Source organism: Shewanella sp. 0m-6 (genome assembly GCF_052977325.1).
Map to the genome: position 1 here is coordinate 128141 of NZ_JBRIMD010000003.1, position 25433 is coordinate 153573.

Genomic DNA, 25433 nt, shown 5'->3' on the forward strand with positions numbered 1-25433 from the left:
TTACTGAGTTTAAGCCAAGGTTTACTGATTTTAAGCCGTGCAAGGGGGGCTGGTTGTGCAACGAAAAACATTAATAAAGACTCAACGGATCTGGTTTGGTTGTGTGTTTGGCTTGGCTGTTACCTTAGTGTTTGGCTGGTCAAACGGCATGTTTGCCGCGCTGTTACCCATGTTTGTCTTAACTCAAATTGATAGGTGGAACACAGGCATCATAGTGCAGCTTATTTTGGGGGTAACTTGGGTCTGTTTACAGGTCACTTTTATTGTTGGATTTTTCCAGCCTTACCCACTATTAATGACCCTAGCTGTAGCGATTATGATGATGTTTAAGTGTATCGCCATGACCCATAAAAGCAGCTACCTTTTTGGTTATATAGGGCTATTAATGGGCTCGATTTTGCTTAACTTTGGCAGTTATCAGGGCTTTGACTTAGAAGATTTTGTAATGGGGTTACTTGCTTCTGCCCTGCTAACTGGGCCCGTTGTCGCTCTTGCATTCTATCTATTTCCTGAGCCTGTCACTAAACAGGCTTTACCCAGCTTAGACAGCAATAATGGCGCTCGGGCGCATATCGATAATCAACGCAAAGATCATGTAGGCATGGTGAGGCAAGCCGCACTCGGCTGGATTATTGCCATGGCGGCATTTATCCTGTTTCAAGTGGCAGATCTCAATGATTCCTTATCGGCTCAAGCTTCTATTTTTATTGTACTGGCGCCGATGACTTTTATTGGCTCTATGGCGGTAGCTAAAATCCGTATCATCGGCACATTTTTAGGTTGTTTAGCAGGTTTAGTGCTGCAGTTAACTCTCTATAGCTTAGCGAACAACATGCTGCTATTTTTGCTGGGGTACGCCATTGCAGCCGCTATATTTTGCCGCTGGCTGGCAATCGGAGGTATCAAAGCGGGGATCGGTTTTTCGGCGATGTCGGCACTGACGGTGCCGCTAACAAGTGCTTTTATTCCTGAGCAGCAAGATGCATTTTTCTCTATCTGTTACCGGTTTAGTTCAATCGTCGTGGCCGTGATTTTGACCTCGGTAGTGATTTGGATTGTTCATCACTTTTTAGTACGGATAATAAAACCCAATTCTTTAGGGGTGGAGGCGAGTTAGGCGATAGAGCATTGCGGCGATAACAAGGGAGTTTTATGCTCCCTTGCTACTTGCGGATCTAAGGCTGGGCTGTGACTAATGCGTCATTGCCATTGCCATTGCCATTGTGATTGTGATTAGGAGGCTGGATTAACTCATCTTTTGCCGCTAAAAATGCGAACACCCCCCAGAGCACAGCACAAATAGCGCAGATGATTAATGGCAACTGCCAACTTGCGGTTTGTTCGTGTAGCTCGCCAATTATCATAGGGCCTGTGGCTGCCAACAGATAACCTAAAAACTGCGCCATACCTGATAACGTCGCAGCCTGGTGTGCACTAGCGGTACGCAGGCTTATTAAGGCTAATGCTAGAATAAAGCCACCTCCAGCACCAAAGCCAAATAACATACCCCAAACCATGGCAAACTCAGGTTTCAGTAGCAGCCCCATAATGCCAATAAATGCCAAAAATGTTAGGCCAAAGCTGAGCAAGCGTTTGTCTTTAAGCTTACTCATAAACGGAATTAATACTAAAGCGGGTACCGCTGTGAACAGTTGCAACATGCCATGGATCACCCCCGCCTCATGATGGCTGTAACCGCAGTCGACTAAAATTGTCGGCAGCCAACTGATAAAGATATACATCAAGAAAGAATTTAAAGCCAAAAATAGCGTGATCTGCCAAGCGCTAACGTGACGCCATAAGTAACTATGGCTATCGAGCGCCTGCGTGTCTTTGCTCGGTGGTGTGTGGTTACGCATCTGTGGCAGCCATACCAAGATCGCGATAATCGGGAATATCACTAAACTACCCAATGAAAACGCCCAACTTGGAATAAAACTTATCGATAACTGTTCAGCCATATCGACTAACGGTATCGCTAAGCTCGCACTCATTGCTGAGCCCGCGCCCATCATCAATACGTACATCGAGGTCATGGTGGCAATTTTAGTTGGAAAGTCGCGCTTCATTAAGCTTGGTAGTAGCACGTTAGCAAAGGCGATACCGGCACCTATGATGACGGTTCCGAGAAAAAGAGTGCTTGATGAACCCAAAGACCTGACTGTTAAACCGATAAGAATAAACAATAGCGATAGCATGAGCGCTTGCTCAAGACCACGCTTGCGTGCAAGTTTGGAGGCAACGGGTGAGAAGAAAGCAAAAGCTAACAAAGGCAAGGTGGTCAACATTCCTGCCTGTGTTGCAGACAGGTGCAAGTCTGTTCTTATGGCGTCAAGTAAAGGGCCAACACCCGTAATAGGGCTGCGTAAGCTAATGGAGATTAATAACACACCAAGCAGTAAAAATGCGCTGCTGGCAACACGAGAAGGATGCGATAACGTCATAATAGGCACCTTTTGAGAATATGAAAGTGCGATAGCTTACGCTTCTAAATGCTTGCTGTATTGAGCTATAGTGACTCTATGTTGCTAAAAACGGTCATGCTATGAAGTTCGGTACGCCCTCACTACCGGAGTTTGACTCCGACAATTACCCTCAACCTGTGGTGGCACTGCGCTTAGTCGGGGAAGAAGAAGATGCTGAAACTCCGTTTCATCAGCATCGAAAGTGTCAATTGGTACTCGCACTGAGTGGCTTTGTAAAATGTAAAATTGATGACGCAATTTGGATTGTGCCACCCAATTGTGCTGTTTGGATCCCAAGCCAGGTGCCTCACTGCAATCAGATCTCGAAAAACGCTAATGTGTGTATGTTGTTTGTCGACCCTGATGTCGCTGGCATGCCTGATCGCAGTTGTACTTTATCTGTGACTCCTTTAATCAGAGAGCTCATTGCTCATTTGACGCTTGTTGAACAACATTATCCGCAAAATAGCTCAACCGACAAATTGGTGGGAGTGCTTATCGATCAGCTGCGGACTATGCCAACACAGCACTATGACTTTCCTATCCCGACTGAGCCGAGATTGAAATCCATTGCCAATGCCTTGATTACATCGCCAGAAGATAGGCGCACAGTAGCGCAATGGGCGGGACAATATGCGATGAGTGAGCGCACGCTTGCGCGTTTAGTTAAGAGTGAAATCGGTCTTAGTTTTGGTCGTTGGCGTGGACAGCTACATATTGTTTTAGCTTTACAAAAACTGGCGACAGGCGATTCGGTGCAACGTATTGCTGAAGAGCTAGGTTATGAGTCTGTTAGTGCGTTCATTACTTTTTTCAAAAAGACGTTGGGCCAATCACCTAAGCAATATATGAAACTAAAAGATTAGTCGCTCGATAAGTGCAATTGCTTAGGGCGTTATCGGTTAAAGTTTAATGGTTTCTTTGTAGTTGCTGGTGCACGAAAGGCCGCACATTTCATCGTAAGCAGTCTGGTATTCAAGCTCTGCTACTTGATAATGATGACGTCGTAATAATTGCTTTGCTTGAGCAAGCGAAGTGACACATTGCACGCTGGTTTCCTCATCAAGTTGAACAAAGTTATCGTTATCATCCATTGCACCAACAAGGTAATGCGGTGCGTCGGCGACACCAATGATACGAGGATGGGTCGACGAAGAGTGAAATGTTTGGCTGAGTGACTGAAACATACCCATAATTGTCTCCTATTAAGCAGCAGTGACTATCGCTACAGAGCATTACGCTCGAAATGCTAAAAGGGTTCAGCCTATTTCTGGAAATGAATGGGTTAATATTAAGCAGACTGCAGACATAAAAAAGCAAACCACATGGGTTTGCTTTTAGCGAGTCTGTTATGAATACCGTTGAAAGTAGCCTATTTGAGCGTGACCTTCAGTGTGACATCCTCACTGCTTGGTGTGCTCTGCACTGAAATGTAGTACCAACCATAATCAGGTTGCTGAACAACAACTTGCTCCTGAGTCCCCACATTGGTTGACTTCCCCGTGTTGTTGTCGGCATCAGGCCAGCTCTCACCTACATATAGCTCTAGTTCACCCGTACCGTGTCCTGTTTCGGCGGTTAGGCTCTGAGTATCCCTAGGGATATAGATGTAGAAAGATGAGCGACCATCTTTAACACAGATAGGGACACCGTTACTGATGCTGCCATAATCTTTAGCCGTACTGGTGGCACACATATTTTCTAATGCTGTTGGTACTTCCGGCTCCACTGGTTCAACAGGAGTTTCTGTCGAATTGTCAGTTAGGCTAACGGTCATTGATACACCGCTGTAGCTTGAGTTGGTATCAATGGCAATGTAGCGCCAGCCGCGATTAGCGACAACATGTAGTTGCTCATTATTACCACTCGCTTCAGACTTAGCTTGCGAGCTTGTTGCTGATGCCCAAGTGTCTGCACTGAAGTAAATGTTGGCATTGCCATCACCGCCTTGAGTGCTGATATACAGGTTTGTATTGTCCTGCTCAACCCATACGTAGAAGCTTGATTTACCGCCGCTTACGCATTCTTGCTTTTCAAGGGTTAACTTACCTGAGCCAATGGTCGCTGCGCCGCAATGTGCTACCACGCCATTGTTAGGATCGCTTGGGAAAGCATCACTATTGTCACCTATGCCATCACCATCAGTATCAAGCGTTTCTGTTGCATCATTCGGGAAGGCATCGCCGTTGTTACCCACACCGTCTCCATCAGAGTCGACAGATTCAGTCGCATCGTTAGGGAAGGCATCGCCGTTGTTACCCACACCGTCACCGTCAGAGTCGACAGATTCAGTCGCATCGTTAGGGAAGGCATCGCCGTTGTTACCCACACCGTCTCCATCAGAGTCGACAGATTCAGTCGCATCATTCGGGAAGGCATCACCGTTGTTACCCACACCGTCTCCATCAGAGTCGACAGATTCAGTCGCATCATTCGGGAAGGCATCGCCGTTGTTACCCACACCGTCACCATCGCTATCAGTAGTTTCAGATGGATCATTTGGGAATGCGTCTTGGCTATCAATCACGCCGTCGCCGTCCGTATCAACAGGTACGGTAACATTACCATCGAGCAATTCGTCAGTAATTAGGTACTCATTGAACTCTTCCTCTTGGTCCATCACAGCTACGCCTAAACACTGATTGTTTTCATCAGTAATGGCTGCGCGGCGGTTACCAAACCACTTCCAGGTCGTTTCACTGTCGTAAGTCTCACCGTTTGCGATAGTGGTAAAGCCAAAGCTTTCACTGAGCTCTCCGGTTTCATTGTCTACACGGTGAATACGTACAGGTGTATTAGTGGTGTTAGTAAATGAGAAGTCAGCTTCAAATGGGCCCACTAAGTGCTTAGCTTGAAGATCACAACTACCAATGGTATTCGCTGCTGGAATGACTTCTGGCTCTGCCGCGTTAGCGATAGTGGTTTCATCAATGGTAAAGTCAGCTGTTGGATTATTGAGTACGCCGACACTTAAACAATTAAGACGCGCATCGGTTACCACAAAGCGACGGTCACCATACCAAATATCCGATGTATAACTTTCGCCTTGGTTGAGTGTGCCATAGCCAAAGTCAAAGCCCGTGGCGGCGCTTGCATATTTTGGTTTGCCAGTCAGATTATCAATACGGAACAGGCGAACTGGGTAGTCCGTGGTATTGGTAATGGTGAACTCGTGAGACTCATCTTTGATGAGGTGAGGTCTAATCAGATCGCAGCTGCCAAGTAGATCCTGTGCTGGGATCTGCTCAGGTACTACATCTTTTACCAATTCTTGCTCAATCGTGAAGTCGTTGCTGGCATGGGTCATTACGCTCACACCTAAACAGTTCATTGCGTTGTCGCTCAGCATCATGCGATCGCCTTGACGCCAATTTTCAGAACTGTAGCTTTCACCAAGATTCAGCGTTTTATAATTGTTAGCAAAGTTGGCTGTGCCTTTATTATTGTCTACCCAGAATAGTGACACTGGGGTATCAGTACTATTGGTGATGGTAAAGTCAATTTTGTCGGCATCGATGTGACGCGCATATTGCTGAGTTAGTGCACACTCACCTATTACATTGTTTGCGGGTATTGTGGCAGCTGGTGGGGCAACAACATCGGCATTCGCTAAGACAAACGCTTCAAAACCAGATTCAGTGCGCTCGGCCACGCCTTTGAGTACTTCTGTATAGGCATCTTTGTCACCGGCTTGCAGTGCTTGGGTTACCTTCACAATTTCGTCAGGGTGCTCTTCAGACAAATAACGCATTGCGTAATAACTCCAAGGATAGAGCTCATCGTATCCATAAGCCATAAACAGTAGGTTGTAGAGCGGTGGAATGGTCTTGCCTTCTAGCGTGTTATTGGTTCTTGGGTGATCATGACCGTTGGCTAAATACTCTGCCATACCTTCTGACCAAGACACGTTGTAGTCGAACGAACCGTAAGAGCCTTTTTTGATATAACGGCCATCTAGGTAATGCACAAATTCATGGCGCAGGTTATAGATTTGATCTTCATATTGGCAAGAGTTGCCAACCCATGAATCCGGGCACTGCATGGCAATAAAGCGTGCCTGATTGCCTACAACCTCAGGTGAACCTTCAAGGTACATACCGCCATTATCAGTACTAATACCAAAGAACTCTGGGGCATATTTTTCATAATCTTCAGGTGAAGCGAAGGCTACGACCTCAAGTACTTCATTTTGATCGCCTGCTACCGGAATGCCATTAGTATTAAAGAAGGCGTGAAACTCAGCTTCTTGCTCGGCCAAGTCGGCACAAGATTGAGTTAGCGTTGCTTGTGAGATACTGCTTTGAGCGCGAATGATTAACTTGTCAGTACACTCATGACGCACGCTTAAAATATCTTCCTCTTTTGGCGGCACGATACACTTACCAAACAAGGCATCACCGGCTTCACATTGGCGCTCGGCAGATTCTAAGTAATTCTTAGTCACCATAGTTTCGGTCGTCTCAAGAGAGATGATCGCCGAAATTTTGTCATGAACTTCTAGCACTGTACTGTCAAAGCGTGCTTTTGCTTCATCAGTCGCAATGGTTGATATTTTTCCTAGCGCGATAAGAGTATGTGGCACAATCCACTTTCTATCGTCTTCTGCAGGCCAACGCATATCAAGTGAAGTTTCGCCTAGATAAGCAAAAGAGCGCATAACAGACAATACGTCGAGCATATTGTCGTTATAAGCAGCTTTTGTTGCAGAGTCACCATAATAGGCCGCAGAATTAATGGCCTTTAGCAGCTCCATTGCCGCATCACCCGCGTTGTTACCTGCAAATGGGTTAGATTGCTCTGAGTAATATTGAATACTGGCAAGGAGATGAGGCAGTAGATCTTTAAAGTATACCGCTCCTGCACCACGCTCGAAATTCTTCAATGCACCAGCAAAGCCTTCTTGGATAACGCCGCCAGCATCGCCGATAAAGTTAGTCATTTTGGCTACAGCCTGCAGCGCAATGCTCAATTGCTGCGCTTCAGCATCTGTCATTGCCTCTGCGTAATATTTATATGATGCGAGAAAATATAGAAGTTGGTTTAGATCTGGATCGGCTAAGTCATCAGCGCTTGCTAAGTAATGTAGCGCTTCAGCAACGTCAGTAATGGGATCTTGGCTTGCTCCTGCAATGGTTTCAAAGTCGCTATAGCTGGCGGCCAGAATGGTTGCAATCGTAGCACCATATTGGCTCTTAGAGGTGATAGCAGGAGCTGGCAGAGCAACGTCAATATTGGTATTAAACACAATGTAGTCACCCATAGGCGGTGGTACATCTCCCCCCGTAATAGTCACTTCTAATGTGGTTTCTTGAATGTTGCCATTAATTTTAAAATATCGTTCACCAGCACGAGAAACAAAAGAAAGCTGCTCGTCATTAGTGCCTGGAGTATTACTAATAAGTTCTTGGTTGCCGCTCCAGTCGCTGCCATCGTAGAGTATTAACTCGGCATCACTACCGGTATAGGTGCCACCTGATGTACTGATAGTGACATTACTGTTTTCGTAAGGAACATTAATATACAGGTAATGACCATAATCGGTGATGCAGTGAGTTTGATTCGCCGGTACTTCACCTTGCCGGTCTAAGGTTTTGTCGCCGCACATTTCTGCAGCTTGTACAGCTCCGACGTTGATTGATGCAAGGATCGCACTGGTTAAGATGGATTTGCGCGAAAGAATATTGGGGAAGTTGGTTGTTATCTTTTTTATCATAGTTATATAACCTCAGTAGGTTAGAGGGTGTTGAGGTTAGGTGCTATAACCTTAACCGGATCCCTAAATTAGTCGTATCAACTTCCTTTTGACTGTAAATACTTAACTATCCGAGTTAAGCTGCTTGTTATTTTATTGTTAAATTTAACCGAACCTTAACAATATAATGTATACAAAGTCAAAGTTTGATGAAATTTAAATGAGATTTTGGTTACCAAAAAAGAGTAATAGCCTGAAATGCTGCATTAAAAAGTGCGTTTATCTATAGGTGTTATAGGGCGTGTCAGAGTTGAGTTGCAGCTGAAGATTAATTAAGTTTAAAAGTCGCTATTTAATTAACTAGGTATACTAGCGGTAGTGGCTAATTAGCCTTTGATTTTTGGAGTATATAAATGCAGTTAAAGACGGTTATAGTTCCGGCTGTTTTGGCGTTTAGCCTAAGTGGTTGTGGTTATTTTGGTGGTGATGAAAAGCAGCAATTAGAACAAGCTTGGTTAGCCAAAAATGAGCAGTTACAGCAAGTAATTGAACAGATCCGTACTCAAGGCATTGAAGCGGTAGCAAATGGCGCCGACGCAGGTAGTGTTGCTGCTTGTGTTGCCAGTAAACTGGAGATGGATCCAGTTGGTGAGCTTGTTAATGTTGAGGGCGCTTTAGTCGAGTCGGCAAAGATTGCAGAGCTGCTTAGTGAACTAGAAGGCTTGATGGAGCAGGATTTTAGCCTAGAGAATATGTCTAGCCTGCTGCAAAAAGGCGCCGATGCGGCGGCTTACGCTAAACAGATCATTGCCGAACAAGGTGTTGAGCAAGGGTTACAACAGTTGCAGCAGATGGCAACGGCAAGTGAAGAGTTTGCTAGCCAAGATTTAGGCGCGCATTTTCAGCAGCTATTGCTCGAATGTCAGCAACAAGCCAATTAACTTCCAATAAGCATTGGCTCAATGAATCATGGCTCAATGATCATAGCTCAATGATCATAGCTTAATGATCATAGTTTAATGAGCCATAGCTCAAGATCATAGCTCAATGAAAAATGACCACTATTAAGTGGTCATTTTTGTATTAGGATTGGTGTTTATCGCAGACATATTTAGGCTATAGCTACTCGAGATCAATCGTCACTACGTTAGTTACTCCAGGGGTGACATTGATCATTCCGGTGGTGTAGAACTTGCCTTGGTCTGATTTTGCTTTCAGGTAATATTGGCCGCTATTAAGCATCGTCGTGCGAGTATCGTACGCAGCTATGCTTTTATCTGCCATCCAGCCATTGTCATCAACGGCATATAGGTATTGATCGCTTTCCATTGCTGCCCCACTATCTTGATGGAAGGCAACGAAACGCACCATGGTCATGCCTTTAGGGTTTTTTTCAGATTCAATTGAGCGAATAACGCCAAAATCTCTGCTCGTTTTCCCCGTCAGTGCGGCATAAACATCTTCAGATTGATTTGAATATTGTGGTTTGTCGTGGCTGTAACCTGGATTAGAAGAGCCGCTAGTGGATGAGCCTATGCTAGCGATATCTGAAACGGAATCTGCAATGTTTTTGATGTCGTTACTTTTGCAGGCGCAAAGGCTTAGCACGAATGTGCAAAGAAGAATCTTTTTCATAATTTACTCCATGTAAGTCAAACACATCCTTTAAAATGACCATAAATATCCCGAGTAACCACTCACGGTGGTGCTTGACATAAATACAGTCACTTTACTTTATCGGCTAAAGTAGCAACCGCTAAATAAGTCGTCAATAGTACAGACGTCTACTTCTGGAGGTATTACTTTTTACGGCCGTAAACTTTAACACCTGCTTTAGAACCATCAGAGTTACCGAAGACTTCCAGCTTTTTTACACAGCGACGGTAAGCGAAACCACGCCAGTCAGTGTGTTGGTTTTTCTTTAGATCACGATAGAAGCGAATTGTCTTAGTCTGGCCGTTATTAAAGGTGACTTTGATTTTTTCTAAATGCAGATCGCGCTCAGCCTTTACACGAATCGCGTCAGTTTTACGGCAAATCAATAGCGGAATTTTTGCGCCGTGATCGCCGCCGCTCAATAAGATCGTACGACCTAAAGTAATTTGCTCATCAGCCATAGCAATATTGCTTACTGCTAGCATGCTTGCAGCCATCATTAAGCCAGCCACAAAGGATTTGATATTCATATTTTCGGTTAGTGAATGAAAAGGGCGGCTAAATTAGTCTTTTGTTTGCTTTCGCGCTAGCAAATATTGAATGAAGTTAGACATCACTAGCAATAATTTGAATAAGCACAGAGCGACAAGTTCGCTTGCTGCTCAATGTAAGCTTGTAAGCTCTAGTGGTAATAAATAGGTGATATTTACTTAAGTGTTAAAGATGCTGTCATTGGTGATTTTATCCACCCTGTTGTGTTGTAACTTTTTTGCTGGCTAGTTAAAAGTGCTGAAAAATGTCAAATTTTTGGATTTTATCAACGTGACTTAGGTCATGTTTTGCGTCAACATAGCAGTATTAAGTAAGTGATAGTTAATTTAGAGTCTGGCTCGATTGCCGCCTTGTAAAGGGCGCAATATTTGGCCTATAGAGGAATGAAGTGATGAGATCGGCAAACCCAAAAATTGTGATTGTAGGTGGTGGCGCTGGTGGTTTAGAGCTAGCAACGCAATTGGGGCATAAACTGGGTAGAAAAAACCTAGCCCAAATTATCTTAGTCGATAAGAATCGTACTCATATTTGGAAGCCATTATTGCATGAAGTGGCGACGGGCTCACTGGACTCTGCGCTTGATGGCGTTGTGTATTCTGCTCACGCAGCTAAACATGGTTATCAGTTTCAGCTAGGCACATTTTGTGGTTTAGATGAGAAAAGTCAGTCACTGTCTGTGGCGCCCATTATTGATGAGGCGGGTAAGGTGATGTTGCCTGAACGTCAAATTCAATATGACAAATTAGTCATCGCAATTGGTAGCGTCAGTAATGACTTTAATACTCCAGGTGTTAAAGAGAATTGCTTCTTCCTAGACTCACATCAGCAAGCGAATCGTTTTCATAATGCGTTGCTAGACAGCTTTACGCGAGTGCATCAGTCAGAAACGATTAATGAGCTTAATATTGCCATTGTCGGTGGCGGCGCAACAGGTGTTGAATTATCGGCTGAACTGTACCATGTAACCGATATGCTTAAGGTTTACGGCTTAAGCAAGATGACGGCTGAAAAACTTAATATTCACTTGATTGAGGCGGGTGAGCGTATTTTACCAGCCTTGCCTGAACGTATTGCCACCTCGGCAAGAACTGAGCTAAGTAAATTGGGGGTTAATGTGATGGAAAACACCCGTATTAGCGAAGCGACGGCTGAGGGTTTTGTGACCTCTGAAGGTCAGTTAATTGAAGCTAACATTATGCTTTGGGCTGCAGGCGTTAAGGCGGCAGACTTTATTAAAGATATCGGCTTTTTTGAGCTTAACCGTGCTAACCAAATTATGGTTAAGCCTAATCTACTCAGTACCGTAAGCGATGATATTTACGTGATTGGTGATTGCTGTGCTTGTCAGCAAGCTGATGGCAGCTTTGTGCCACCAAGAGCACAATCTGCGCATCAGATGGCAGAGTGTGTCGAGAAGAACATTCTTAATGAGCTGAAAGGTGAGCCACTACATGATTATGTGTATGTCGATCATGGCTCACTGGTTAATCTTTCGCGTTATAGCACAGTCGGTAGCTTGATGGGCAACCTAACTAAAAACAGCATGTTTGTTGAAGGTAAGATTGCACGTCTGGTTTATATTTCGCTATATCGTATGCATCAGCAAGCCATTCATGGCACCTTAAAGACCATCGCGTTATGGTGTGCCGAAAAGCTGATGCGAGTGGTGAGACCGAGAATGAAGCTGCACTAGTTCGCCTATATGAGTCAGGCTTGAGTCGCAAAATGAGAACTCAGGCCTGTATTTAGGCTGAAACGGGTAAAGATAGTAATGGGTAGACCACTTGGTCTCGACCATTTCCTTTGGCCTGATAAAGGCATAGATCGGCCTCTCGTAGCAGGTGAGATAAATCCATTCCTTGGCGATAATGACTGATACCGATACTGACTGTGATCCCCACCTCTATATCTATACTCTTATCTTGTACTACAAAAATAGCACTCGCTATCTGAGCTCTGATTGACTCAGCTAAAGCAATCGCTTCTTTGTTGCTAGCAGATTCAACAAGCACGCAAAATTCTTCTCCACCAATACGAAAAATATTGTTATCGCCCGCTATACTGCTTAACAAATTGGCACAGCGCTGAAGGATATGGTCACCAGCCTCATGGCCATAGTTGTCATTAATATGCTTAAAGTGGTCAATATCTAAGATCAGCATATGCATGTTTTTATCGTTTTTGTTCATTGATTGCGTGTCAGCCAGCGCAAATTTTCTAGTGAGCGCAAGTCGATTAAAGCTTTGGGTGAGTGGATCTTTGAGGGCTAGCTTTTGTAGCTCAGCTTCCGAGTGGGCTCTATTTTTTTCGTAGGTATGAGAAACAATCCAAATTATCAGATAACTGCAGATAAAGTTGACTAAGACAGGGCTTAAGGCAAGGCCATACTTATTGATGAGATCAATGGTAACCATAATAAACATGATAAAGATGGGAATGCTTGCATATTTTTTACCAAGAATAAGGTAATACACTGTAGGGAGAACTAATGCCCAACAAAAAATAAAGCTATTGATTGCAGAGATATAAACGGCATAGATGACTAGGGCCGTTAGACTGGAAACATAGAGGTGAGTTTGCCAAACTTTATGTTTATTGTTGTACACCCGCCACAATAAATAGAATGAGAATAGACTGTAAAGGAACTGTAAATAGGCTAAAACTGGCCACTTCCCACTAATAAATAGGTTGATGATACCGAGAAAACAGCCTATTGCACCTAATAAGCCACACACACCTGCTAATACAGAGCATCTTAGCCGATGAGTGTTATCTAGCTCTATAGCATCCATGTTACTTCCATCCCTACCTTGTTGCCTACATGTTATTGTACTTTGGGTTTATTTCAAGCAACCATTTAAAAATAATAGCAATTAAAGGAACTAATATGTGCTTAAGAGTGTTAAATAACCTCAATCCAAACTTTCCTGTAACGGGCAGAAATATGAACTGGTTTAGGCCTATAGAGGCGAGTTTATTTCATTTCCCAAAAGGGTTGGCTAAGAAGGGGCTAAGTGTAGCGAAAGCCAATGAACTTGATATCGGCCCTGATGCGATATTTTGCTGGCACTCTACGTATGCCAGTGTGGCCTCTGTGATGGGGGACAATATCCAAGGTTATGCGACAGTTGATGGCATGAATGTAAAGGGTCTAGTGGTAAATGCGTTGTACGATACCCCAGCGACCTATGGTGAGCCTAATCCACAATTGAAAAATGGCAACATTAGCGTACTACGTTGGCCACAGTATATTTTAGATTGCTTTTCGAGTGTTAAGTCTGTGGTCGAATATGCACGCAATAATCATTTACAGTTAATTCAAGATAATGTGCCAGAAGGGGGCAATGCGACAGCATTAGTGCCGAGTAATATTCATCTTGCGATATCAGATAAAGATGGGCAATCAGCGATTATCGAAGTGAAAGAAGGCCAATTGAGTGTCTATTCTGGGGAAGCAGATCAAATCGTAACCAATGAGCCTGATTATCCGACCCAATTAAATATTTTAAAATATTGGCAATATCAATGGGGGCAAACGGAGCCTGCAATCACGACGCCAATGTTTACCGTTCCAGGTGGCACATCACCTACGCAAAGTTTTGAGCGAGCCGCTTTTTATTTGACCTTATCTGATGCCGCACAAGATCCTGCTGCTGTGTTGGCGCAGACCCGTGCGCTGATGCAAAACGGTGCCGTGCCATTTCTCTTTAACCCAGATAAAAAGGCTGAGGCAACGTGTACGCGTTGGACGAACTTAAGTGACCATAAAGCGGGTCAATATTACTTTATTAACCCACTGAATATGATGCCAGTTTGGCTTGCTACAAACGCTGAAATTGATCATTGCGCCAAAGTTCAGCTTATTTCGGTCAACAATGACAAGCAAACAGCTAATAATCACCCTGAACTTCAAGGTGATATGGTTAGTCATTTGCAGCGCTGTGAAGATCCCTACGCGAATTTGCTTTAGTGCCAATATCGCTCTAAGTCACTATCGCTGTTGTAGCCACCATTTTTTTAGAGTGGGATAAGCCAGGCTGACAAAGCCACCAATCAGGCAAGCCCACATAAGACAAATCAGTGCCGCAACACCGTATAACGCGACTTCATTGTCAGCGTAAGCAATATAGAGATGATGCGTACCTTGAAGTAGCCCGGCAAAAGCGGCAAAGCAAACGATACTGATTAAAATAGCTTTTAACATATTGTACTTCCTTACTTTTGTTGGTTTTAAACAATTTAGGCGAAGTTGGTACTATAAAAAAGTACCAACTTCGTTAGTTGAGAGCTTGGTGCTATTTATTTTAATGCTGCTTCTACACGATCGCGTATTTGTCGTGACTTTTCTTTGGTAAAAAGGCTCATTAGCTCGGCGCAATCTGCTTGTTCAGCCAATATGTCGACTAGATCTGCCTTGGTTTGAATATGTAAAAACGGCATTAAGGATTTGATTTCATTTCGGCGTGCCATGGCGGCAATATAATCGGCCATGCATGGATGGTAGTTTTTGATCATATATAGCAGCAGGTATTCAGGTTTCACATCATGACTAAATAACCAATCAAGCATTGCTTGATACGCAGCCTGTTCATAATCATCTTCATCGCACTCTAAGCGAGTGGCTAAATCCATTTTGCCTTGTAGGGTAAGCTGGTCCATATAGCCGGTAACAAGCTGCTCGAAAATAATCTTGTAGCTACGATAACTATGATTAGCCAGTAAGTGCAGCAAACGGCCGCAGCGTTCATCATCAAGTAGCCACAAGTATTGGCCTAAACTATGACTTTGACGCTCTTTTAGGCCAGTAACCGTTTCGTATTCTATACATTCACTAAACTGAGTTGTAAAGGCATCATAGGCTAAATTCCCCTGCAGGTACGCCCATAGATTTTGCTTAAGTAACAGTTCACGCTCTTCACTACTAGGCAGTTGGGCAACGGCGTTAATCACGCTTTGTGCATCGACGCTGTCATTAATGATAAGCAACTGACCTGCGATATAAAGCTTGCCGTCACGGGGGAAATTCTTGTCGGCGACTAAGATTTGTAATTCGTCACCGACATGCTGGGCGATAGTGGCATTAATCCAGCTCATCTTGTCACAATGACGAGTTTGGTTCAGATCGGCATTGGGGTGCAGGGTAACAGGCAACCTCAGTTTTTTGGGTAGGTCGCTTTCGTCTGATAAAAAGTCAAAATACACTGTAGCATCTTTAAACTTACGCTCAATCACCTGTTCCCACGAGTTATTATTGAGTTTGATAAAGTCCTCAAGGCATTGCTGTAGCTCATTATCGAGTGCCAACGGGCGGCTAGGGAAGCGCATTGCCACATGCTTATGAAAGCTAAGCTTAATCGGTTGATAACTATAATCTAGGCCGCACAGTAACGCCTTGGCATCTTGGCGTCTTGCTGCAGCTATCATGCCCGGCTCTGCAATACCCTGCTCTGTAACATCAGAGTCTTCATCAACGAGCTCACCCATTAATTCCACTAAATTAAGGTAATCATCCGTGCGTGATGATCTATCTATATACTGCTCAACTTGATAGGTCTGAGTGAAGGCTTTATCGATGCCATGGCTGTTGAGCATATCGAAAAAGTTTATTTCATCTTGCGGTGTGTCAAACATGCATCTGCGAGTATGTTCGCTAAAGGCTTTACACATCAGCCCGATAATTCTAATCGGCGCCATAGCGACTAATAATTGCCAAATGCGCTTGGCGATTAACGCTTCTGGACTATTGAGCTGTTTAAGCCAAAAACAAGCTAGCACCACCCGTTGATAATCTTCATCATAATCATTTAAAAACAGATAGCTCTTCTGCATTGGGCTGATTTTAGGGAAATGGAGTACCGTTTGGCGGCAGATATCTTGGCCATAAAGGTGCTGGTTTAACAGTGCGATTATCTGTTGTTGATGTAGCTCTGGCGTTGGTCCAGTAAAATAGCCTTTTACCTGTGCAAGCTCGCTGTCGTTTAAGCCTTTTTCAGTAAAGGGACCTTCGCCTAGAATATCGGCGTTTTCTAGCATCAAGTTAACGGCACGCTCAAACACGCCACTCAGCTTGGTTTGCAACGCCTGAGTGTAGTCATCATTAATATTGTGCTGTTTATCTTGCAAAAGTAAGTATGCGCAAAGAGCGTCGATGCCGAGCTCATCTTCAGGCCAATCTTGGCTGTTTAAGCAGGCTCGATTAGCAAATAGCTCATTGGTTTGCTCAAGCATATCGGCAGTGACGGCACTGTCCATATCGCTATACTCATCGAGCAGGCTCTCAAGGGATTTTCGCTCTTTTACGCTTATTTCTGAGTCAAGTTTTGCTGTGGCGTCGATTGGCATAAAGCGAGCGTAATAGTCTTCAGCGCTGATAATCGCTTGGTATACAGACTCTCCGCTCAGGATATCGCACAGTTCATCATCGAAGGGCTGCTGGCCGAATAAGCGATAGAAAATATCGATAAAATGCAGCATGGTTTGCGCGCTGCGCACTTGGCTTTGTGGTTGGGTGTTAGCTGCTGTCATTGCTTCAATATCAGCGCCATTATTAGAGCTGTTATTGGCGCTGTTGTTAGAGTGAACATCTGAGCGAATGCTGACTCGGCGAATGAAGCCGTTCACCGTTTCCTCATCCATGTCATCATCTATATCTTGCATTAGATCTTTTGCTAGGTAATGCAAAGGTTCATGGAAGTTCTCTCGCACAGAATTAAAGTTATTCATCTCCCAGCAGGTTTCGTCGATAGTTTCGAAAAGCGACAATGCATGCTGTTTACAGTGCTTAATAAAATTAAAGGATTGAATGTCATCAAGTACTTGAGGATTTTCACCTGTAGAGATGTATGCGAGTAGGTCGTGGCTATTCTCTAGGCTAGCAATAAATTCGCTGAACATGTGCAGACCGCCGAGATACTTATCACGGTCCTTTTCGCGCTTGTCGCGTTGGCATCGGAGCGCTTGCTTATGAGCAACGCTACCGGCATAACAACACAGCGGTTTGTTAAGTTCTAGTTTGAGTTGGTTTTGTAGATCCATCGCCTCATTTTCGAGGCTGTCATTAATAAAATGCCCGGCTAGCTCCTGATTTCTATCTTCATCATGTTGGCCGCAGCACTCTGCAAGTAGTGTGGTGTAGATATCCAACACGGGATTTTGCTTATAAAGAGGCTCATTTTCGCTATAAACTAAGACCGGTAAGCCATGAAAACGCTGCTTTACTAACTCAATAAAGCGTGGGTATTGCGCTGGATTAGCTTTTAAGTAATCCCCAAGAGGCTGATATCTAGGGGTTGGCTGCTCCCAATCACTGCCGTAGAAAGCGAATCTAAACTGTGGATTGTCACACCAGATAAAGGCGTTAATCATCGCCTCACACCAGCCATGTTGCTCAAGTAAGCTTAACAACATATCTTCATAGCCGGTTGCATGTTCATCATCCCAATATGGGATAAAAAACTGCGCTAAATAAATTGCATCATTAGCATCTTTAGCCGCCATCATATAAAGCGGTTCTGCGCCAAATACCCGAGTATCATCGAGCCACATCTTACTGGTATCGTTTTCAAAGCGGGCGTAATTGACCATGGCTTGCGCGGTTATACGCAGCTGTGGGGTTAGTGAATCGTGCTCAAGCGCGAGGGCAAATAGCAGGGTTTCAGACAGATAAATCTCGCGGTCGCTGCTAACGATATAATTGCTTCGATAGCCGCCGTCTGGATTCAGGCTCAGCGCCTTCATTGCTAGCTGTTTATCTTGTAGGTTATCAAGCTGCAGATGCTCACGCGCGCCGCTGCTGTTATCCATAAATACCAAGTTTAATCGACCGCTTTTATCAAAGGCTTGATGAGCTTCTAGTTTGGCTTGATAGATTTGTAAGGCTTGCTCGATGCTAGTGGCTTGGTGGCGGTTAAACTCGATAACTTGCAGGTGGCTGAATGCGTCCATACTTCTGTCCTATTAACATTGAATCCATTCCAAATATGCTGGAATGCCGACGATATTTACATGGGAGGTTAACTGATTTATTGTTTGATAGTAGAGGTTTAGCTAATAAAGTTACTTTATAACTGGAAATGTGTGATGACAGTGGCACAACGTGCTTGTTGCTGGCGAAAATTCATTCGATGTAATGCGATAGCTTGATGAATGCGTGGTCTTCTGTATATGAATGGTACCGATTGAACTATCAGCTACCCCGAGTCATATCTAGATTAAACTGAACTAAAATAGTGACCTTATTTTAGTTCTTTTATTTTAGCTATCTTAACTTAGTTATCTTATGGGGCTTGAAACTGTGGCTTTTGATTGTTTACTATGCGTGCTAATACGATATTTATCGTCATCATAAAAAGGAACTATACATGGATTGGTATCTTCTTGCTTTTAAAAAATATTTTGATTTTTCAGGCCGCTCAAGACGTAAAGAATATTGGATGTTTGCCTTATTCAATATCATCTTCAGTATTGTTCTATCAGTGCTTGATACCCTGTTTGGTACCATGAGTTTAGAAACCGGATTGGGACTGTTTAGTGGCTTATATGCGCTAGCGGTATTTATTCCTAGCCTTGCGCTATCCGTTCGTCGTCTGCATGACATCAACAAGAGTGGTTGGTGGTTGCTGATCTTATTGATCCCATTTATTGGTGCGATAATCCTGTTGATTTTCTTTGTGCTTGATAGCAAGACTGAAGACAATAAGTGGGGCTGCAACCCTAAACTGGCTTAATACTGTTGTAGAGTTAGCGCGTAAATAAAAATGCCTGTCAGAATGTGTGACAGGCATTTTTGTGAGTGCTTTGCACCCATGGCTGGCTAGGGCTTATTTACAGCCTGCAGCGCCTTTATCTACCCATACACTGGCAACGCCAGGCTCATCGCCTTTTGTCCACCACTTTGCTTGCCATTGACGGCCGTTGTGCATAGTAATGTCGTTGCCGTTATAGGCTACGCCTTTGTTCCAGCCAAGTTGTACATTGCTGACTAATAACCACTGATCAGCAGTACGCGATGGCGTATTACCTTGAGTCCAATATTTAGCTTGCCAAACTAGGTTGTCGTGACTCACTACGTCGCCGCCTGTGTAAACGCTAGCTGATTGCCACGCAGGGTGGTTAGCGGCATCTGGATCGGTTGCGCCGCAGCCGTTATCACCGCCATCATCTTTAACGTTCACTTTTACCAAGCTTGAGGCGCTGGCATCTAAGCTGCCGTCAGACACAGTTACAGAAACGCTAAACTCAGTTGCTTCTGTTACCCTTGGCGCAGTCATCGTAATGCTATGGCTGCCTTGACCTGTAAAGGCGATATCCGCTGGTACGGTCCAAGCATAAGTTAGCGCGTCACCATCTGCGTCAGCCGCTTTTGCATTTAGGCTTACTTTCTTAGCAGATTCCACTGCAACACTCGTCACTAAGCTTACGCTTGGTGCTTGGTTAGCTGCAGGGGCTTTATTGGTCACAGTAACAGTATCTGTTGCTGACAAGCCTTCGATATCGGTCACTGTCAGGCTAAATTCATATTCAGTATCAAGCTCAACGAGTTCTAACTCGATATTGGCAATGGCGCTATCGTTGTTGCTGATGGTTAGCGCAGGGCCAGAGACTTGAGTCCACAGATAAGTTAATGCGCTGTTTTCAGGATCTCGAGAGTTGCCACCGTTTAGCTCGGCATCTGCCGGGCCCGTCACTGTGATATCAGCACCGGCGTTAGCAATCGGCGCTTTGTTTACAGGTGGCGTCGTGCCTTCACCGTGACCTAAGCCTTCGTGCATAGCATTAAGTAAATCACCGTTATCGGCATCAATTTCCCAAGAGAAAATACCAGCAAGTTGATTGTCTAATACATATTGGCCTTTGGCTTTAACCGAACGCTCATCATCATAAGTGATTAAATCACCGCTTGAGGCTTTAAATAGGTAAGGCGCTTCAGCTGCAGTGTCGTAACCATATTCCCACTCTGGGCCCATGTGGTTATTAATGATGTCGCGGTAATCAATAACGCCATCTTCCCAAGTACCTTTGATAGGACCTGTGGCAGTACCAGTAAATGGATTGCCATTGCTGTAATCGCTGACGCCCGTCCAGCCGCGGCCATACTTAGCCACGCCTAGAACCAGTTTAGCGGGATCAACGCCTTGCTCTAGTAAGATACGCGTGCCTTTATCGGCGGTGTACTTAGTGTTTTCTTGCCTGTGACCATCGTAAAGGGCAGTCTGATGGCCTAAATCTGTGTTCTGCCATGCGCCATTGAAGTCATAGCCCATCATAAAGATGTAGTCCATGTACTGCTGAGCATCGGCGTAGTTAACGGCGCTAAGTTTGTCGTAACCGACGTTGATAGCTGAAGTTAGCTGATAAGTGCGGCCAGTTTCAGCGCTTAACTCGTCAAGCATTGCGCGCAGTTCACGCATCAAGGTTACGTAGGTTTCGCCGTCTTTGCTGCTTCCTAGGTTAGGGTTAGCGCCGCCACCACCTGGGAATTCCCAGTCGATATCTAGACCGTCGAAGAACTTCCACGTTAATAGGAATTCACGAGCTGACTCAATGAACGTGGCGCGCTTAGCTTTGTCATCAAAGAAGAAGAACGGATCTGACAAGGTCCAGCCGCCGATTGATGGCAAGATCACTAACTCAGGTTGCGCTTGCTTAAGTGCCATTAACGCGCCGAAGTTACCTTTGTAAGGCTCGTTCCAGCCTGAAAGACCTGATTGTGACATTTGAATCGCCGCCCATGGATCATGGATTGCGACTTTAAAATCTTCGCGACCTTCACAGGCACGTTGCAACGCTTGGAAACTGCCTTCGATAGTTTTTAAGCTGTCGTTGATACCGTCACCACCACAGATTGGCGTAAAGCCATACAATACGTGAGTTAAGTTTTGCGCGGGCATTTTTTCAACCGGGAACTTACGGTCGTATACGCCCCATTCAACGTAATAAGTACCGACGACTTTACCTGTCTTATTTTGGTATGGACGGTTGTTTTCAAGCATCGGGGCATTGAGCGGTTTTAGGTGGCTACCATCGGTATCTGCAACCACAATTTCTTTGCTGGTACTCATTGAGCAGCCATCAGCATTACATAGGCCAACCTGCATTTGATAGCGGCCACCTTTGCTCACTTTAAATGTGGCTTCACCTGACGCGGCGGCGGGGCCTTGCCAAACTTCATTACCGTCTAAAAATACCTTAGCAAGGTCACCGAAGTCACCGTTCCAAAGGTTCCAGTTAACCGACACATCAGCAGCGTCTTTGACTTTTATTAGTTTATTGTAAGCCGTTGCAGATTGGTCGACTTCGATGATTGAGAATTGTGATTCACCCCAGCCTAAGCTTGGTGTGCCTGGCAGCGCAGCATAGCTGTTAGCCGCGAGCAGTGAAGAAACCACTAATGTGGATATTGAAAGTTTAGCTTGCAAGAGAGTGTTCCTTATTGAGTTTTCAATAAGGCAAACAAAGCATGAGCACAGTTAAACTAGCGCCAAGAGTATTGGTGCTAACTTATGGTTGGCGTCCCCGCTATCTTAGGAAATTCCCTTAGACCGGAAGCTTTGCGTCCCAGCATTTCTACTGGTTTGCCTTTGTCTTTTTAGTCAGTCTAGTGTGCTGACTGGCATGTAGCATAATGCTAAAAATAATAAACGCAATAAGCTGTTGAAAATATAGGGTTTACCGTGCTTTGCGTGCCAATAGGTTGACATGTTTAGCCTGGAGGGGAGGCAATGAGTATGCGCTTGTAATTGATGTTTGATATTGATTTTATTGAGATTATTTTAAGCAAAGTCGCTTCGCTAAATTAGTGATGGCTTTAATAAACGGCAAGCGCCAAAAACTGGTCACTAAAAATATTCTTTTAACCAAAGCCTTAACAGCATGAGAATATCCTTACTCTGGGCGATATGATGATGTAAGCCTGATGAAAATCATTTTCCTTCAATGTATTTGTGACCGATTTGGGTTAATAAAAAGGCTGCCATTTGGCAGCCCTTAGTTACTTCAAGCGCAGATTAACGTCCGCCAGGCTCGGCAAAGCGGGTCATCCAGTCTTCTACTTGGTTGTACCAATAGATAGAGTTATTTGGCTTCATGATCCAGTGATTCTCATCAGGAAAATAGATCATTTTAGATTCGATGCCACGGGTTTGTAAGGTGCGGAACAGCTCAAAACCTTGTCCTACAGGTACGCGGTAATCAAGCTGACCGTGGATCACCAAAGTTGGGGTGTTAAAATTCTCGGCAAAGTAGTGCGGCGAGATCGCTTTGTAGATCTCAGGCTTTTCCCAGTAGTTACCAAAGCGGGTACTATGGACCGAGAAATCTGCTGCCATTTGCGAGTACATGTTGTACACCGCTGCGTGGATCATCAAGGCATTAAACGGATGCTCTTGGCCCAAGATTATCGAGGTTAAGTAACCGCCGTAACTTGCGCCCCCAGCCACTAAACGCTCGCTGTCGATCCACTCTTGCTGTTTAAACCAATCCGTTGCTTTAAATACATCTTCAAGTGATTTGTTCTTCCAGTCAGGGTTGATGCTATCGGCAAACTCTTGGCCAAAACCACTTGAACCATGAAAATTTGGCCATGCAGTGACATAACCCCAAGAAGCAAAGGTTTGCGCGTTCCAGCGGTAGTGGAAACCATCGGTAATCGCGCTGTGTGGGCCGCCGTGAATCAGCATCATTAGCGGGTATTTTTTACTGCGATCGAACCCCGGTGGGTAGTGTACCCACATCTGTATATCTTGGTCGTTATAGCCTTTGTAGGTTACCGACTCGTAAGTGCCCATATCGACATCAGCAAGAATGTCGTCATTAAAACTATCTAAACGGGTGGTTTTACCGTTGCGTGGATTAATAGTGACTAGACGTGCTGGATATAAAAAGCTGTCGTTAGTCGCAACGATAGTGCCGTCTTTTGCCATCACAGGTTTACCAAAGTTAGTGTCTTTGGTAATGGCTTTTACTTTGCCGTTGTTAGCATTGATATGATAAATACGGCTGGTGGCTGCATCATCAATTGCGGCGTAAAAGCCTTTGCTGTCTTGAGTCCAGCCAAAGCGTGATACTGAGCGATCCCAAGTGTCGTTAATCACTTTGGGTTGACGCTTTTTCATATCCATCAAGACGAGACGTGATGTATCAGCATAGAAACCGTGAATAAGTTGCTGAGTAAAGGCTAAGGTTTTGCCGTTAGGGCTAAACTGCGGATTGCTGTTTGGCGCTTCATTATCTGGTGTTAGGTTTTGGGCGTTACCGCTGCCGATTTTAGCTAAGAAGATATCAATCTTTGGGTCGACTTCACGGGTTTTAAGTGAGGCATCCCAGCCGTTAGCGGTAAAGGCAATCCACTGCTCATTTGGCGCGATATCGTAGCTTGAGGCGCTTTGTGATGAACGCGGTAGCTGCTGTTTTAATGGCTGAGTAATAGCTTCGATTTCACCGCCTACAGCAGGGATACGAAACACGTGCGCTTCACGGTCTTCATCAATCCAGTGGTCAAAGCTTGAATAGGGCAGAGCGTTCCATTGGTGAGCCGATACCTTATTGTCTTTGTCTGCTTTTAGCTGAGCAATCATTTCATCCCAGTTTTTGCCTGGGAAAATACGGCTAATAAAGTAGATGTGTTTGCCAACCCACCTCATACCATATACGCCGCCTGGCACATCAGTAAGCTTTTGTGCTTCGCCTGGGCCGTTCATTGGCAGCAGGTATACTTGACCTGCTTCATCGTCGTCACGCTTGCTGATAAAAGCCAGTGTTTTACCGTCAGGGGAAAAAGTGGCTTCGCTTGCGCGCATGCCTTTAGCGGTTAATGCTTGTTGGCTATCGCCGTCTTTGTTAAATAACCAAAGCTGGGTAGAGCCTTTATCTTCCGGTACATCATATTGGGTAACAGGCGCGATAATTTTGTCGCCCTGCGGTGAAATAATTGGACTGCCTATACGGTTAAGTTGCCACAGCACATCAACCGAAAGCGGTTTGGTTTGTTCTGCAAATGCGCTTGCCATTGGCATAAGCATACACAGCAACAGGATCCCGGCTTTCTTCACGAGTGGTTCTCCTTGAGAGCAATTTGTTGAGTTTTTTATTAGTGTTTTAACCAGCTTGTTACTGGCGAGGCTAGTATAGCTGCCAATATTACAAAAAGGATATCAATATCAAAAGGCTGTTGCAGATGGTTACACAACTGATTTAAGCCAAGATTAATTACAGGGAATAGAAACAGAATTGAGAAGAGAGTGAGACTCAAATAGAAATGGCGGCTGAACCTTGAGTTCAGCCGCCATTATCTTTTGCGCTTTTAGCTATGATGCTAGCTGCGATTAAGCGAGATTAAAAATCTTCGTCATCGCCACCAAAATCACCGAAACCGCCGTCATCAAAGCCGCCAAAGCTTTCATCACCACCAAAACCGGTGTTAGCAAAGGTGTCTTCACTCGCATACTCAGAAGCGAAACCTGAGTTGTCATCTAAGAAGCTAGAACCAGCTTCTTCTGGCGCAGCGGTATCAGCAGCTGCAGTTTCTGTTGGCGCTTCAGTTTCTGCAGCAGCTTCAGGAGCAACTTCTGGCGTTGCTTCTGCAGTTGCAGTATCTTCACCACCAAATAGTGCATTGCTAATAAGGTTACCGGCAACCATACCCGCTGCAACACCGGCAGCAGTTTGCATAAAGCTACCAAAAGCACTTGGCTGACGTACAGGTTGAGGCTGCACTGGCGCTGGGTTAGTACCGCCCATCATACGGCTTAATGTGCCGCGCTCTGATTCTTTTCTGAAGTGCTCAACTTGTGATTCTAAGAAGTCATTTTTTGACTTCATATCTTTAAGCGCCATCTCTTGCACGATGACCGCTTGAGTTAGCTTGTAAACGATATCTTCTTGAGATGCGATCTCTTGGCCGATTAGGCTTTCAGCTTCTGCATCTTTTGGCTTGTTTGGGCTAGCCTTTAATTTATTGGCTACGTTTTGGATTAGTTCTTGTTCTTGCGGAGTCATGTTTCAATTCCTAATGTAAGGATACGTCTTTACGTATTTGACGCGCATCCTAGCCTAAGGTTCACATCCTGCGT

17 protein-coding genes and 1 riboswitch are annotated in these 25433 nt (G+C 44.6%); of the genes, 6 read left to right on the forward strand and 11 right to left on the reverse strand.

All coding sequences use genetic code 11. The features are described 5' to 3' along the window. Positions 1-55: 55 nt before the first annotated feature. Positions 56-1117 carry a DUF2955 domain-containing protein gene (locus tag ACVBJC_RS03365; RefSeq protein WP_447159466.1) on the forward strand — a complete coding sequence of 354 codons (1062 nt, stop codon included), beginning with the start codon at positions 56-58 and terminating at the stop codon, positions 1115-1117. A gap of 58 nt (positions 1118-1175) precedes the next feature. Here the strand turns inward: ACVBJC_RS03365 and ACVBJC_RS03370 are convergent, their stop codons facing one another. Beyond that, a complete protein-coding gene (locus tag ACVBJC_RS03370) occupies positions 1176-2444 on the reverse strand; it encodes an MFS transporter (RefSeq protein ID WP_447159467.1) in 1269 nt (422 codons plus the stop codon). Positions 2445-2545: 101 nt separating this feature from the next. Between ACVBJC_RS03370 and ACVBJC_RS03375 the strand changes: the two genes are divergently transcribed. Then, positions 2546-3331 (forward strand): AraC family transcriptional regulator, encoded by a 786-nt coding sequence (locus ACVBJC_RS03375; protein ID WP_447159468.1) that lies wholly within the window; start codon positions 2546-2548, stop codon positions 3329-3331. Between the two features lie 36 nt (positions 3332-3367). Here ACVBJC_RS03375 and ACVBJC_RS03380 read toward each other — a convergent pair whose 3' ends face one another. Both ACVBJC_RS03380 and ACVBJC_RS03385 read right to left on the reverse strand, forming a co-directional pair. After that, positions 3368-3658, reverse strand: coding sequence for a DUF6482 family protein (locus tag ACVBJC_RS03380; RefSeq protein WP_447159469.1), 291 nt, complete (start codon positions 3656-3658; stop codon positions 3368-3370). Between the two features lie 179 nt (positions 3659-3837). After that, positions 3838-8178 (reverse strand): collagenase, encoded by a 4341-nt coding sequence (locus ACVBJC_RS03385; protein WP_447159470.1) that lies wholly within the window; start codon positions 8176-8178, stop codon positions 3838-3840. A gap of 392 nt (positions 8179-8570) precedes the next feature. Here ACVBJC_RS03385 and ACVBJC_RS03390 point away from each other — a divergent pair, with 392 nt between their 5' ends. Beyond that, positions 8571-9098 carry a hypothetical protein gene (locus tag ACVBJC_RS03390; protein WP_447159471.1) on the forward strand — a complete coding sequence of 176 codons (528 nt, stop codon included), beginning with the start codon at positions 8571-8573 and terminating at the stop codon, positions 9096-9098. A 181-nt stretch (positions 9099-9279) separates the two neighbouring features. Here ACVBJC_RS03390 and ACVBJC_RS03395 read toward each other — a convergent pair whose 3' ends face one another. Beyond that, positions 9280-9792, reverse strand: coding sequence for a hypothetical protein (locus ACVBJC_RS03395; RefSeq protein WP_447159472.1), 513 nt, complete (start codon positions 9790-9792; stop codon positions 9280-9282). 164 nt (positions 9793-9956) lie between these two features. After that, on the reverse strand, positions 9957-10343 hold the full coding sequence (locus tag ACVBJC_RS03400; protein WP_447159473.1) for a DUF2541 family protein: 387 nt from the start codon (positions 10341-10343) through the stop codon (positions 9957-9959). A 413-nt stretch (positions 10344-10756) separates the two neighbouring features. Here ACVBJC_RS03400 and ACVBJC_RS03405 point away from each other — a divergent pair, with 413 nt between their 5' ends. Beyond that, entirely contained in the window at positions 10757-12058 is a 1302-nt protein-coding gene (locus ACVBJC_RS03405) for an NAD(P)/FAD-dependent oxidoreductase (protein WP_447159474.1), read from the forward strand. A gap of 52 nt (positions 12059-12110) precedes the next feature. On the opposite strand, the gene ACVBJC_RS03410 is transcribed toward ACVBJC_RS03405, so the two are convergent. Then, on the reverse strand, positions 12111-13157 hold the full coding sequence (locus tag ACVBJC_RS03410; protein ID WP_447159475.1) for a GGDEF domain-containing protein: 1047 nt from the start codon (positions 13155-13157) through the stop codon (positions 12111-12113). A 95-nt stretch (positions 13158-13252) separates the two neighbouring features. On the opposite strand from ACVBJC_RS03410, the gene ACVBJC_RS03415 reads away from it, so the two are divergent. Next, positions 13253-14335, forward strand: coding sequence for a linear amide C-N hydrolase (locus ACVBJC_RS03415; protein WP_447159476.1), 1083 nt, complete (start codon positions 13253-13255; stop codon positions 14333-14335). Between the two features lie 21 nt (positions 14336-14356). Here ACVBJC_RS03415 and ACVBJC_RS03420 read toward each other — a convergent pair whose 3' ends face one another. Together ACVBJC_RS03420 and ACVBJC_RS03425 are read right to left on the reverse strand one after the other, a co-directional pair. Next, on the reverse strand, positions 14357-14569 hold the full coding sequence (locus ACVBJC_RS03420; protein ID WP_447159477.1) for a hypothetical protein: 213 nt from the start codon (positions 14567-14569) through the stop codon (positions 14357-14359). 95 nt (positions 14570-14664) lie between these two features. Continuing rightward, the gene (locus ACVBJC_RS03425; protein ID WP_447159478.1) at positions 14665-18309 is read right to left on the reverse strand and encodes a hypothetical protein; all 3645 of its coding nucleotides are present in this window, start codon (positions 18307-18309) and stop codon (positions 14665-14667) included. A 416-nt stretch (positions 18310-18725) separates the two neighbouring features. On the opposite strand from ACVBJC_RS03425, the gene ACVBJC_RS03430 reads away from it, so the two are divergent. After that, on the forward strand, positions 18726-19091 hold the full coding sequence (locus tag ACVBJC_RS03430; protein ID WP_447159479.1) for a DUF805 domain-containing protein: 366 nt from the start codon (positions 18726-18728) through the stop codon (positions 19089-19091). Between the two features lie 93 nt (positions 19092-19184). Here the strand turns inward: ACVBJC_RS03430 and ACVBJC_RS03435 are convergent, their stop codons facing one another. The 3 genes from ACVBJC_RS03435 to ACVBJC_RS03445 all read right to left on the reverse strand — a co-directional run bounded on the left by ACVBJC_RS03435 (position 19185) and on the right by ACVBJC_RS03445 (position 25359). Further along, on the reverse strand, positions 19185-21782 hold the full coding sequence (locus tag ACVBJC_RS03435) for a glycosyl hydrolase family 18 protein (RefSeq protein ID WP_447159480.1): 2598 nt from the start codon (positions 21780-21782) through the stop codon (positions 19185-19187). An 87-nt stretch (positions 21783-21869) separates the two neighbouring features. Beyond that, a riboswitch (cyclic di-GMP riboswitch) is annotated at positions 21870-21953 on the reverse strand. A 417-nt stretch (positions 21954-22370) separates the two neighbouring features. After that, positions 22371-24413 (reverse strand): prolyl oligopeptidase family serine peptidase, encoded by a 2043-nt coding sequence (locus ACVBJC_RS03440; RefSeq protein WP_447159481.1) that lies wholly within the window; start codon positions 24411-24413, stop codon positions 22371-22373. 283 nt (positions 24414-24696) lie between these two features. Then, entirely contained in the window at positions 24697-25359 is a 663-nt protein-coding gene (locus ACVBJC_RS03445; protein WP_447159482.1) for a DUF2076 domain-containing protein, read from the reverse strand. Positions 25360-25433 lie beyond the last annotated feature (74 nt).